We start from the raw sequence: 13,759 nt of genomic DNA on the forward strand, positions 1-13,759 counted from the left end.
TTGATAGGTTCTTTTTTTGTAATGAACAACAATGTAAGTATTCAGATACATCGAGACTTATGAATGGAGATTAGTTAGGTATTCGTACGAAAAGAAGGTAGATCATTATCGCAAAGAAATTTCACTTTACATAATAATCGTCTATTCTTGAAAACGCTTTCTAACTTGCATTAATTATAGAGATGGTATATTAAGGAAGTCAGACTGAAGACACCAATTATTCATCGTTAACTCAATCAAAATTAAAGAAGGAGAGTTGAAAATGAACAAAATGGTAAAGAGGATTTTAAGTGGGTTTCTGTTTTTCGCGTTATTCATGCAGCCGTTTGCGCTTAGTTTTGAAAGCGCAAACAATTTCAGACTTGTAAGTGTGGAAGTGGCAGAAGCAGCGGGCAACGACTTGCCAGCAGCATCGAAAGAAGGAGTCATTCTTCATGCGTGGAACTGGTCGTTTAACACCATTCGCAGTCGCTTGCCAGAAATTGCTGCGGCAGGCTACAAAACAATTCAAACCTCGCCAATTCAAGGAAGTAAAGAAAACACGATGGCAGGAAGCAATTGGTGGATCCTGTATCAACCAATAAATTTTAATGTTGGAAACGCACAGTTGGGGACGAGAGAGCAGTTTAGACTGCTATGCGAAGAAGCAGTGAATTATGGCATCAACATTATCGTCGATGTCGTTGCCAATCATACAGGCAACGCCGGTATAGATGGATCACTGCAATATGTACCGGCATACAATCTTGATCCTTCGATTCGCAACAACCCTTATTTTTGGCATGAACTAAGAGGAATTACGAACTGGAATGATCGTTGGCAAGTTACCCAGCTCGGTATTGGCTTACCGGACTTAAACACAAGCAATCAAGAACTGCAAGATAAAATCATCGCATTTTTGAACGATGCGATTTCACTTGGCGCAGATGGATTCCGATTTGATGCGGCCAAACACATTGAACTGCCAACTGATCAATATGGAGCTTCAAATTTCTGGACACGCGTGTTAGGTTCTTTGAACAATCGATCCAACCTGTACATTTATGGCGAAGTGCTGCAAGGTGGCGCAGATGCATTTGCGCAGTATGCCAATTATATGAATGTAACGGCTTCTTATTACGGCGACAGTGTGCGTCACGCAGTTGGTTTTAATAGCGCCAAAAATGTACAATTGGCCCATAATTTTAATGCAGCTAACGTAGCGCCTTCCAAGCTAGTGACATGGGTGGAATCGCATGATACGTATGCGAATCATGGCGATGAATCAACGAATATGAACGATTGGCAAATTAAAATGGGTTGGGCCATTATAGCGTCAAGAGCGCATACGGTTCCATTGTTTTTTAATCGTCCGGCAGGAAACGGCAAATTTGCTGCGACTTTGGGAACAGCGGGCGATAATATGTGGAAAGATCCGGATGTAGTGGCTGTTAACAAATTCCACAATGCTATGGCAGGTGAAAATGAGTATTTGCGATATCAAGGCAATGAGATCATGCTAATTGAGCGTGGCAATAAAGGAATGGTTATTGTTAATTTGGGTGGCAATGCAGCGATTAATCAGCCAACGAATCTGGCTAACGGTGTGTACACCAATAAAGCAACGGGCGGCGGCACATTTACGGTAGCCAACGGCAGAATTACTGGCAATATCGCTAATGGCACGATTGCAGTGCTTTATAACGATTCTTCGACACAGACCGTTAATGTGACGTTTACCGTAAGAAATGCAACGACGTACATGGGGCAAAATGTATATTTGGTCGGCAATATCCCTGCGCTGGGCAATTGGAATGTCAGTCAAGCGTTTGGTCCAGGCAGCACGACTAATTATCCGCATTGGGGCTTTACCGTCAATTTGCCGATTGGCACAACGTTTGAGTATAAAGCGATAAAAAGGGATGGCGCCAATGTCGTTTGGGAGACTGGGGCTAATCGGACATATACGGTCAGCGCCAGCAATAATCAAGTCTCATTTGATTTTAGAAATTAGAAGTGGCTGCACAGGTTGAGTTAGGTATTTAGACAAAAATAAGATAGATATATTTCGCAACGAGAAATTATTTTTGAATAATAATCGTCTACACTCGCAACCGATCTCTAACTTGTAATCAATTTTGCAATGGTATATTTAAGAAGAAAGCTACGGGATGTATGTAAATGTCGGTGAAGAAATGGGGGCTGTTAGATAACGTAGAAATTATCGAACAGCGTCCTTTGAATGCGGTAACACCCGATTGTTTAATCATCTCTATACTATTTTATTAATAAGGGGGAAGAAAGAGGGGGCAGAAAATTTGATTGGCATTAGCGGCATTAGTGCTTGCTGATTGGTTTATTAAAGCAATTAGGATGAAGAGATGATCATGATGAAATGGAAGAGGAGTTCGCAACGAAGTCGCAACTTATTTCTAATTGCAGTATTTTTGATCCGCTGATTATAAAGGAAGAGATTGCAATGAATTTGACATCGATAGACCGCTGTGACTTGGCAAAACATCTCTATTTTTATCGTTATCATTCTATCAATTAGGAGAGTGAACATTTTCATGAAATCAACAAAACAACTAAACCGAAAGCGTTTTCTTAGTATGCTTCTCACTTTAGTGCTGATGGCCTCGGTCTTTACCGTGCCGATGGCACAGGCCGAATCTTTAACCGATGTGTCGGTAAAGGCGGAGAGCAACGAAATTCCGGAACGCATACGCGATGGCGTTATACTGCACGCCTTTGACTGGAATTTAGAGGTTATTGAAGCTAATCTTCAGGCTATCGCTGACGCTGGATATACGGCGATTCAAACTTCGCCAATTATGGGCGTCGCACCTGGGGAAGCCTGGTTTATGGCTTATCAGCCTAGAAACATGGAAGCTGGAGGCAACGGCAACAGATATGGCGACAGAGACGCATTTGTCAGCTTAACCACTGCAGCCGAAGCACTTGGCATTAAAATCATTGTGGACGTGGTGCCGAACCATATAGGCAACCCGAACAACTCAGATGAACCGTGGATTGACAACACACATTTCCACAATGTGAGCAGCGGTGTAGGTTATAATGACCGTTTTCTTCTTACTCAGCCGGAAATGATCAGTGGACTGAGGGATTTGGACACGCACTCCACGTTTGTTCAACAATCCTTCATCGCATACTTGCAGGACATGATCGACGCTGGCGCTAGCGGGTTCCGCTATGACGCAATCAAGCACATCGAGCTAGACGATGACGAGCCTACACCGGCAAGTATTGCGGCTGGCGCAACGAATGAGAGATATGCTGACGGGGAGTTCAGAAGCGATTATGTAAAAAATGTGACTGACGCTGTCAAAGCTTACTTTGAGGCAAGCGGCAAGGAAAACTTCCAGTACGGCGAGGTGCTGCAAGGGGGAGACCCCAACAACGATAGAATGGCAGGTTACGCCAAGTATATCGACTTGACTGCATCCATGTATGGGCACCATGTACGTAGTGTTATCGAGGTAGGAGACATCGGTCGTCTCAATAAATGGGAGGATTATGCTGCCGAAGGTCTGACGGGTGAACGTCTGGTACCTTGGGTGGAATCCCATGATACTTACAACAACGAAGGCGAGTCCTTGGGCTTTAGTCCGAAGCAGATTAGACAAGGCTGGGCGATGATTGCTGCCCGCAAGGACGCTTCTCCTCTTTTCTTTGCCCGTAATATTAATGCTAACGGGAACCGTACAGCGAGCGTACGGACTGCAGATAACGTAGAAAACAGCAAGCCACAGTGGAGTCATCCCGAAGTCGTGGCGATCAATAAATTCCATAACGCTATGGCCGGACGAGACGAGAATCTGGTTAGTCTTGGTATCAATGCTGTTATGATCGAGCGCGGTACAATCGCTGACGGCGGAGGTGCGGTGCTAATCAATACTAGTACAACTGACCGCGTTCTGGGCAGTGTACCAGTGGAATTTCTGAAGGATGGCATCTATGTTAATGCACTAGATGAGACTAACGTCTTTACAGTATCAAATGGCAGAATCAGTGGAACGATTCCTGGCAACTCTGAAAATACTAATAGTACCGACATGAATGCAAACGAAGGACTTGTCGTATTGATGGACAGAGAAGACGCCAATCCTATCATTTTGGCTGCTTTTCCTAACAATGACGATGTGAGAGCCGGCAACAGCTTTAGTGGCGATGAGCTTGAGCTCAGAATGTCAGCGATCAATGTGAGCAATGCCACGTATTCCATTAACAACGGCGATGCTGTGAACTTTGAGCATGATGAGATTATCACCGTGCCTGTTACCAACTATGATGAGCCAATTATCGTCACGTTGGCAGGTCAGGTAAACGGAGAGTCGATTACCAAGCAATTTACTTACACGTGGGCTGAGTTTGATGATGCTCCTCCGGTTGAAGAGTCAACGCACGTCAATGTGTATTTATCCATTAACCGTAATGAGGATTTCCAAGCTCTGGCTGGTTCTAACATCTATACCTACACATTCAATCCTGAGCTGTTCGGTGGGTGGCCTGGCAATACTCCTATGACGAGAATGAAATACAATGGCAACGACACTCATTGGTATAAGATTGTAATGCCGCGGGCTGCTGTTGGCGGGATTATATTTAATAACAACGCTGGAAGTCAAACTGGTCAACCGCCAATTACTGCAACAATGCTCAATAATGAGCAATTGTATTTCTATGGCACTGGAAACTCAGGGTTTGCTATCAACAATGGCGCTAACTGGGATACGGCTTTTGCTGCAGGAGACAATATCGGCTTTGCAGACAGCAATGTATTCCCTCCGGGACGCAACGGCGTGATTTTCAACACGTCGGGTGGCAGTCCGATCGACACGCAATATGTTCGCGAAGGCGGAAAAGCGACTCGTCCGACAACTGACCCGACTCGCGATGGTTATATTTTTGATGGAAAATGGTATACCGATGCTGACTTCCAGAATGAGTATGACTTCAGTACTCCTGTTGTCAACACACTCGGTGACGATCATATCTATGCGTTGACTCTCTATGCTGGATGGACTCAGGAGACAAGCAACCCAGGGCCAACTAATCCTCCAGTTAATCCAGGGCCGATTAGTCCTCCTTCTAGCAATCCTGAACCATCGGCACCAGCTCAGCCTGATGTCGTGAAGGATGGAGACAAAGCCATTGTTGAGCTTGGCAGCAGCATCACATCGATTTCTATTCCTGTACAGGATATCGGTGGATTAGCTCTGCAGGTGAAAGCTGCAAATGCGGTTGTAACCCTACAAGCGGATGCACTGAAGCAATGGCTGACTGCAACGGGCAATCCGTCCGAAGCAAGTGTTGAAGTAACTATTGCACCAGTAACTTCGAGTGAACTCGCGAACGCTTCAGCTAAAGGTGGTCATGCGCGTGTGGAAGTGGCAGGCGCGATCTATGATATCACGCTTAAGCTGAAGTACAACGACCAAGTGATCAACATCAGCAATGTTGACGGCGGCGTGGAAATCACCTTGCCTTATAACCAAGCGGCTGATAAAGACCTGCTAGGCGTATATTACTACAATGAAGCAAGCAAAGAGTGGGAATATGTAGGAGGCAACGTAGATGCTGCGAGCCATACCGTAACGGTGGCGCTTGAGCATCTGAGCACATACGCGGTGCTGGCATACACGAAGGCATTCACGGATGTTCCTTCAACCCACTGGGCTGCTCGCACACTAGAGGTATTAGCAGCGAAGCATATTATTAACGGCACAAGCGATACACGCTTCTCGCCAGATGGTCCTACAACTCGTGCTGAGTTCACATCGTTGCTGGTGCGCGCATTAGGCTTGACGAATGCAGCAAGCGTCGTTCCGTTTGAAGATGTTCAAGCGGGTCAATGGTTTGCGGAGGAAGTAGCGATTGCTTATGAAGCGGGGCTGATCACGGGCGTATCGGAGACTAAGTTCGATCCTAACGCGAAAATCACTCGTGAAGAAATGGCAGCACTGCTCGTTCGTGCTTATGAGTATCAAAACAGCGTAATTACTGCGACGGGTTCAGCAGATTTCATGGATAGCTCAAGCATCTCTTCATGGGCAGTAGAAGAAGTGAATAAAGCTGTTTCTGCGGGACTTCTGCAAGGAAAAGGAAACGGAATCTTTGATCCTGCTTCCGACGCCAACCGTGCAGAAACGGCGCAAGCCATCTTGAACCTGATCAATAAGCGATAAGATGAAATAGAACGACGATTAAGAGCCTATCAATCCGCTAGTGTGGGTTGATAGGCTTTTCTTTGTAAAGAACGCCCTGTAGAACTGACACTAGAGTGTATATATATAATGTCGTGCACCACAATTATGCTCCCCACATGCGTTACATTAGATTATCTTCAATTTTCGATATATATTTATAGCAGGCTCAAGGCAGGAGGTTTATACTAGCGTACCGAATAAATTAACTAACGTTCACCAATTATGAGGTTCGTAAGGTTGAATATCGCACATCTTATTAAATTAGGTTCGAATAAATCATAAGTTAAGAGCAGTATTAGACCGCATCCCAATAAAGCGACTAAGCTACATTTAGGAGGTTACATGTCCTGGAGTAAATTAAAGCAACAGCTGGAGAGTTTCCTCTGTCCTGCGTTGCATGGAACAGTTGAGTACCGAGCAACCGGTTATCGTTATTTACCTGATAAGTCCGGTATATGCTATATTACTGTCGATAAAAAGAACCTGCTTCAAATTAATGATCCCTCTCTTTCAATCAGATGGTATCAGACGGAGCAGGACATAAAGAATGATCCCGCTATTCAGATCCCTGTCGGTGAGGAAGAAATAGAAGCGATCCGAAAAGAGATGAAGGGGAACGTACCGGAGGACCGTCTGGAGGTAATTGCACGAAGCCGTAAAAGTTCGCTACTTGCCAAGGAGCTTATGTTGGCCCAGTCCGTATTGAGTAAATCCAATTTTGTCGTTGTTGCCAACAAGTTTCTATCTGCCTCTATTGAGGAAAGCCTAGAGAGCAAGGATATATTGTTGAATATTTTTGCCTTGGTAGACAGACGGGTAGGTAAAAAACGACTATTGAACATGGCCGAGCAGATGAAGGCCAAGCATCCCGCGGTGCAGTATTTTTATGAATTGCGGCGCAGTATGTAATAGTTGTCGAATCTTTATTTCACACAAGTGAAGTTTGTAGTGAGTCCAGGCAGACAGGTGCTTGGACTTTTTTGCATATAAAAATGCAGATGAAGTGTTGCTTTTCGAAATGCTATCGTTCTCGAATGCTAACATGTAAAGGTTGAGTACAATTATACATTACATAATGTAATATATAATTGACATTTAGTAATGTGAAGTGGTATTGTGTTAGTGAGAGGAGGAGGCATCTTGAAAAATAAAAAAATGAAGATTGCCAGAATAGAAGCTGACTTATCTCAGGAGAGGTTGGCCGAGATTGTTGGTGTTACAAGGCAAACTATCAATTTAATCGAGTCGGGCAGCTACAATCCAAGCCTTAAGTTATGTATTGAAATATGCAAAGCACTCAACAAAACGTTGAATGATTTATTTTGGGAGGAATAAGCATGAATGGTGAGAAGACAGTAAAAGAGGCTAAAACAGTTATGATTGTATCATTGATTATTGGTTTTTTCCTCATGACAGTCGGTCTTGTATTTAGACAATGGGATATTGCTTTACTTTCAAACAACAAGGCATTGTTCGCATTGTCAATTTTACCGTTAAGTCTTGCATTTGTTTCTTACTTGAAGTTATTAAGAATAAAGAAATCGCCACAGAAGATGCGTAGCATCATTATTAAAGAGAACGATGAAAGACTTGTAGCGTTAAATAATGAAGCTGATGCGAAAACATTTAAAATCCTTCAAGGAATAATGTTTTTAGCTTATTTTAGTTACACGTTTATGTTGCCGCAGGAAATTTTTAAGTCGGTCGGATGGTGGACTTTACTCATACTCCTATTAGGATCTATGCTCCTGCAAGGAATATTTCGACATCGGATATGTAAAAGCAATTCAAATGATGGTATGAAAGAGTAACGAACCTCCGATCAGTTACAGTCACTATAAATATAACAAAGAGGGGCTGTGGAGCCCCTCTTTAATTTACCTCAATGGATTCCAGGCTGACTTACTACACAGCCTGCAGTTCAATCTCCTCATCCTTGCTCGTATTGAATTTTTCACGGTCAAATTCGCCCTCAGAATTAGCTACTAGCAGTGAAGTAACCGTCGTTCCGGTTGCATTGACTGCTGTACGTCCCATATCGATCAATGCTTCAACACCAGCGACAATACCAATTCCTTCGAGCGGTAGACCAAGTGCAGTTAGAACAACAGTGGTTGAAATAACGGCAGGTCCTGGCACACCAGCGACACCAATGGAAGAAATTATACTTACAAGAACTAGAATGATATAGTCCGTTCCAGATAGCGTAATGCCATATACCTGTGCAGTGAATACAGCGACAATCGCTGGCCAGATGCCACCGCATGCATTAAAGTTGACAGAGGCGCCTAGCGGTGCAACGAAGCTTGCAATCTTCGGCGAAACATGCAGACGCTTTGTAATTACCTCCAAATTAACAGGCAGTGTCGCATAGCTGCTTCGCGTAGTAAAGGCTACAGCGATTGTAGGATAGATCTTTTTGAAAAACTTAATCGGATTAACCTTCGCAACGAGTAAAACAAGTCCACCGAAAATAAGCACGAAGTGAATAATCATTGCGACATAGGAGGTTAGAATAACGCTTCCGAGCTCCTGAATCGTTTCCCACCCATAGCGAGCCGTCATAGAAGCAATAAGTGCAAACACACCATATGGCGTTAAACGAATGACGAACTTAACGACTTGATGCAAGACGAGAGTTGCAGATTGCAGAAAGTCGCGAATCGGTTTAACCGATTCTTCGTTTTTCGAGCCAACTTTGATAATCGCTACCGCCAAGAAAATCGCAAAGATAAGCAGCGGGACAACCTTGCCGTTGGCAGCTTCATTAAAGGGGTTGGACGGGACAAGATCCAGGATGACCTGTGAAAATGTCGGAATCTCGCGAGCCGTAAAGTTCTCAGGTGTTGCCTCTTGAATGCCTTTCCCCGGGTTCATGATTAATGCAATCGTTAAACCGATAATCGAAGCAATTCCAGTCGTTCCTAAAAACCAGGCAAATGTCTTTAGGCCAATTTTTCTTAAGAAGTCTAAATTCGTTAAGGATGAAATGCTGTTTAATACAAGAATAAATACGAGAGGGATAACGAGCATGCGAATCAAGCTTACGTATATGCTGCCAAATGTGCTGATTGCTTTGTACTCAAGCGCCCCCAAGCTTTGAAACAGTATCCCTACGATTAAGCCTATCCCAAGACCAATTAATACACGTTTGCCAAAGCTGACACGTTTTTTCGCCAACCAGAATAAAATGGCAAATACAAAAATCGAGGTAACAAAGCCATACCAGTTGGTTTGAATGGCTGCTAAAAAGTTATTATCTATACCGTTCACAATAATTCCCCCTAAACCAAGTTGTTTAATATGAATAATATTGTTTAATGTACATTAGTCGAATTGGAAAAGTCAATCATTTTTTGTTAGGTATTCATATACGGAGTAAATCCGATAAAATATATAGGAATAATTAAAATAGTCATTGACACTTTAATTCCGACTAAATATAATGGGATTACAAACGAGAGCAATTTAAGTTGCTTGGGCAAATATAATCTATCTACTGGTCGACCAGAGATTTAGCGAATGTGTACGTCAACATTTCGTTAAATCTCTTTTTTTATGCCCAAAATGCTTAACTGTTCGTTTACTATCTGCTCCTAGAGCGAAAGGAAGAGAGAACATGAAAAAATTTACGGTATCCATTATTGCAGCTTCACTTGCTTTTGGTATTTTGACTTATGTAGCGGTATCTGCTAACAAGCACACGGAGGAAGCGGCAGCGTCATCGGCTAATAGCAGCCTTGAAACGCTCAGCGAGGTTGTTGTACAGGAAGTAGAAGTTGAGGTTGCTAGTGAAGCTGCAGATACGGAGGTGGTATCGGCTGATGTGGTGCAAGAAGTAATAGAGCCTGCTGCCATTATTTCAGCATCTGACTTTAATCAGGAAGTTGATGCCGATCAATCTGAGAACGTAAAGGAAGCTGCTTCAAAACCTGACGCCGCGTTGTCCGCGAACAAGCAGCAGTCCGCTAACCAGACAACAGTAAAGGAGCCTAAGCCAGCAGTATCGCACGTTTCCACTGCTTCAGCTGCATCCACTCAGGAAGGTGAAACGAAACAGCAACCAGCAGCAAGCCCAAAAGCATCATCTCCATTAACATCGTCTGAAGCAGCTGCTATTGAACCTACAGTGAAGAAGGAAAGCAGCAAGCCGGAGGCTACAACTGCACCTGTAGTTCAAGAAGAAAGCAAGCCTGAAGCAGCAACGGCTCCTGCTTCAAACACATCTAAAACGGCAGGAGTTGCGTTAACAAATAAGTCAGCGTCACAGCCTAAGGTCGTAGCAACGGCTGAAACAGCTGCAGTTTCATCTTCAGCATCAGGCTCAACCTCAGGTTCTAGCGCAGGTTCAACAGCACCTTCTTCAGCAGCGCCAACGCCAGCAGCGCCAACACCATCAACGCCAACACCATCAACGCCAACTCCAGCAGCACCAGCAGCGCCTGCTCCTGCAGCTCCATCCGCAGGGGACGATGAAGATTGCTAGGCACAATGGAATTAATGAATCTACCAAACCATGAGAGAGAGTGATGATACAGATGAAGAAGCCAAACGCTCTGCAAAAAATCGCTGCACTATTAATAGCTGTTGCTCTTATTTTTCCTAGTATTGGCACTAGCGCTGTGAAGGCGGCAGCAGTCCCAGCTGACAGCCCGCTTACGTCGTTTGATTATTTTAGCGCAGTGTACCCTCAGTTGAATGATGAAAATCATATTTTGAAGACCATTACCTATGAGGATTTGGTGACGATATTCGAAAGTGAAGGGAACTTCGCAATCTTGTTCGGCGGTGCTTGGAGTGAGGAAACGCAGGCCGATATTCGCTATATTAACGAGGTTGCTAAGGAATACGGCATACACACGCTATATAACTTTGACATCCGATTGGACGGCAATGAGCTTGACATTTCCGACAGTAGTAGCAAATACGCGCATTACTATGTTGATTTGGTCAACGAGTATTTAACGAATATTGAGACGCTTCTTGATCCGGCTGTTGAAAACGTTAGTTATGTGCAGAATGGCGGAGCAGAAATCGCAGCAAGTAAGCTGCAAGCTCCGTTCCTGTTTATTTACAACAAAAATCATCAAGTGGAGGGGGCTTCTGCACCGATCGTAGCTTCTCTGGAAAAGCATAATGTTGATGAAAGCTATGATCGCAACTACTTCAATTCTGCAGAAGGCGGATTGGATCAGGAGAAGGTTGATGCTTATAAAGCTCAGGTTTTGGATGTGTTCAGCAAGGTAAATGCTGCTGATTACACAACTCTTACATGCTGGGAATTTATCGGAAACGCATTTAACCAAACGTTTTGGAGTGAAAGACCTGCTCTTAATCCGGCAAATGCAGAAGATGGAAAGGGCATTACGATCTTTGATCGAGCGGAAGGAAACTATAGTGTATTCGAGCATGTCACCTATCATGAGCTCACGCAAATACTCGCAAGCGACGGCAACTATGTCATCCTGTTTGGCGGATCATGGTGCCCTAACACACAGGCGAACATTAATTACATTGGCCAATATGCAAAAGAGCACAGCATCGATCGTATCTACCTATGGGATACAAAGCTGACAGCAGGGGTTGATATTGCAAGCAGCATCCATCCTCACAATAATGAGGAGCTTCAGGTTAGAGCGGATCACCATGACTACGCCAAGCTTTACGGTAATGTAGTAACGCAATATTTGACTAATATTACGACGCAAAATAGCTCGACTAACCCACCGCGTGTCATCACCTATGCGGATGATCAAGGCAATACAGCAACAGCTGCTCGTCTTCAGGTTCCATTCTTGTTTGCCTATAACAAAGCAAATATTAACGGGACAAATGAGGCAAGTGCCCCTATTCTTGGTCACGTAGAGTTGATGTATTCGTTGACCAGCGCGGCATCGAATGTTGCACCTGACTACGATTTTGGAAATGGCATTGAAGCTGGCTTTAACAACAAGCAGCTTGTTATTGCACTTCAATCTCTTTATTCAAGATTAGAAGCGATTCCTACTCATTTAACAGGGGTTGCTCCGACTTCTTCAAGCAATACGAACGGCAAAATTACAGGAACAGCGAATAAAGCGCTGGAATATAAGCGAGCAGGTGCCGATGATTCTACGTATATCGCTGTTAATGGGGACGCAATTGAAAATCTTGCAGCGGGTACGTATACCGTTAGATACCGAGCAAAATACGGCTATCAGGGACCAGTTACAAGAACAGGCGAGCCAATTGAGCCGACGGCAGTGTTGTATGAGGCAGGACCTGCGATTGATGTCGTTGTCCCTGCATATCAAGGCACGACACCAACGACACCAACGACACCTGTTGCTCCAACACCGACAGCTGAGCCAACTGAACCTGTTGAGCAGCCGCTTAATCCTAAGGCGGAATTGATCGTTTCATCAGAGGTTGATGCAGCCACTGGAGAAGCGGTAGCAGTTGTAACTGAAAATAAACTGCAGGAGCTCGTTGATCATGCCATCAAGGTTGAAAAATCAGGTAGGGAAGCAACCGTTGTATTTACTATAGAAGGAAATGCAAGCTCTAGCTCGACTCAGCTGACTTTGCCGCGTACAGCCTTTAAAAATCTGGCAGCTACCGATGCTATTGTTCAAATTCATGCTGGCTATGGCTCTATAAGCTTTGATGCACAATCGATTGCTTCCATTCAAGCCTCTAGCTACGAGGGAGATATCAGTATTATTATCGCGAAGTCCTCACTGACAGAGGAAGGGAAGCAGGTGCTTGGAGATCGTCCTGTATACTCCTTATCGGTATTTGCAGGAACAGATGCGATATCGAGCTTTGGAGGGGGGAAGGCACATGTTAGCTTGCCATACAGCTTGCAGGCAAATGAAGACCCTCGTGCCATTATCGTTTATCATATAACGGATAGGGGGGAAATCGTAACGGTTCGCGGCAATTATGATGCTGCAAGCAAAAGCGTTCAATTTAGTACCTCGCATTTTTCAGATTACATTATTGGCTACAACTATGTAACGTTTGCTGATGTTCCTGTAGGTGCATGGTATAAGGATGCAGTTACCTACTTAGCAGCAAGAGAAATTACGACTGGTACGACGGCTGATCAGTATAGTCCTCATACTGAGGTTACGAGAGGTCAATTTATTGTTCTGTTGCTTAAAGCATACGGTATTGAAGTTGATGTTAATACAGCGAACAACTTTGTTGACGGAGGCACGACTTACTATACGCCATATCTGGCAACGGCGAAGAAGCTAGGAATTGCTACAGGCACAGGCGACAATAAATTCGAGCCTAACAAGCACATTTCTCGTCAGGATTTGTTCACGCTGCTGCATCGTGCGCTTGATGTACTAGGAGAGCTGCCAAGCACGTCGTCAACGAGCGGTTTGTCGACTTATGCAGATGCTGATCAAGTAGCGCCATATGCACAAGAGGCACTTCAAGTATTTGTAGAAAGCGGAACTCTCCAGGGCCATAACAACCAGTTGAACCCGAAAGGAAATGCCACTAGAGCGGAATTAGCCCAGGTACTTTATAGGCTGCTGTCAATCAAATAAGGTTGA

Annotated in this window: 8 protein-coding genes; 7 read left to right on the plus strand and 1 reads right to left on the minus strand. The window is 44.2% G+C overall.

The genetic code is table 11. The features are described 5' to 3' along the window. Positions 1 to 262 precede the first annotated feature (262 nt). From ACFP56_RS12830 to ACFP56_RS12850, 5 genes are all read left to right on the plus strand, one after another. Positions 263 to 1,993, plus strand: coding sequence for a carbohydrate-binding module family 20 domain-containing protein (locus ACFP56_RS12830; protein ID WP_379235051.1), 1,731 nt, complete (start codon positions 263 to 265; stop codon positions 1,991 to 1,993). Positions 1,994 to 2,549: 556 nt separating this feature from the next. Next, complete coding sequence (locus ACFP56_RS12835) at positions 2,550 to 6,188, plus strand: S-layer homology domain-containing protein (protein ID WP_379235053.1); 3,639 nt, start codon at positions 2,550 to 2,552, stop codon at positions 6,186 to 6,188. Positions 6,189 to 6,551: 363 nt separating this feature from the next. After that, entirely contained in the window at positions 6,552 to 7,118 is a 567-nt protein-coding gene (locus ACFP56_RS12840; protein WP_379235055.1) for an SF0329 family protein, read from the plus strand. Positions 7,119 to 7,364: 246 nt separating this feature from the next. Continuing rightward, entirely contained in the window at positions 7,365 to 7,544 is a 180-nt protein-coding gene (locus ACFP56_RS12845) for a helix-turn-helix transcriptional regulator (RefSeq protein ID WP_449290045.1), read from the plus strand. Between the two features lie 2 nt (positions 7,545 to 7,546). Further along, positions 7,547 to 8,020, plus strand: a complete 474-nt coding sequence (locus ACFP56_RS12850) for a hypothetical protein (RefSeq protein WP_379235059.1) — start codon at positions 7,547 to 7,549, stop codon at positions 8,018 to 8,020. Between the two features lie 94 nt (positions 8,021 to 8,114). Here the strand turns inward: ACFP56_RS12850 and ACFP56_RS12855 are convergent, their stop codons facing one another. Beyond that, complete coding sequence (locus ACFP56_RS12855; protein WP_379235895.1) at positions 8,115 to 9,473, minus strand: dicarboxylate/amino acid:cation symporter; 1,359 nt, start codon at positions 9,471 to 9,473, stop codon at positions 8,115 to 8,117. 355 nt (positions 9,474 to 9,828) lie between these two features. On the opposite strand from ACFP56_RS12855, the gene ACFP56_RS12860 reads away from it, so the two are divergent. Then, the gene (locus ACFP56_RS12860; RefSeq protein WP_379235061.1) at positions 9,829 to 10,695 is read left to right on the plus strand and encodes a hypothetical protein; all 867 of its coding nucleotides are present in this window, start codon (positions 9,829 to 9,831) and stop codon (positions 10,693 to 10,695) included. Positions 10,696 to 10,747: 52 nt separating this feature from the next. Further along, entirely contained in the window at positions 10,748 to 13,753 is a 3,006-nt protein-coding gene (locus ACFP56_RS12865) for an S-layer homology domain-containing protein (protein ID WP_379235063.1), read from the plus strand. The last annotated feature ends 6 nt before the right edge of the window (positions 13,754 to 13,759 follow it).

Source organism: Paenibacillus septentrionalis (assembly GCF_042659865.1).
Classification (GTDB): domain Bacteria; phylum Bacillota; class Bacilli; order Paenibacillales; family Paenibacillaceae; genus Pristimantibacillus; species Pristimantibacillus septentrionalis.

Bases quoted from the DNA above. Each gene is read 5' to 3' on its own strand.
- ACFP56_RS12830 (WP_379235051.1), top strand. From the start codon at position 263: ATGAACAAAATGGTAAAGAGGATTTTAAGTGGGTTTCTGTTTTTCGCG.
- ACFP56_RS12835 (WP_379235053.1), top strand. From the start codon at position 2,550: ATGAAATCAACAAAACAACTAAACCGAAAGCGTTTTCTTAGTATGCTT.
- ACFP56_RS12840 (WP_379235055.1), top strand. From the start codon at position 6,552: ATGTCCTGGAGTAAATTAAAGCAACAGCTGGAGAGTTTCCTCTGTCCT.
- ACFP56_RS12845 (WP_449290045.1), top strand. From the start codon at position 7,365: ATGAAGATTGCCAGAATAGAAGCTGACTTATCTCAGGAGAGGTTGGCC.
- ACFP56_RS12850 (WP_379235059.1), top strand. From the start codon at position 7,547: ATGAATGGTGAGAAGACAGTAAAAGAGGCTAAAACAGTTATGATTGTA.
- ACFP56_RS12860 (WP_379235061.1), top strand. From the start codon at position 9,829: ATGAAAAAATTTACGGTATCCATTATTGCAGCTTCACTTGCTTTTGGT.
- ACFP56_RS12865 (WP_379235063.1), top strand. From the start codon at position 10,748: ATGAAGAAGCCAAACGCTCTGCAAAAAATCGCTGCACTATTAATAGCT.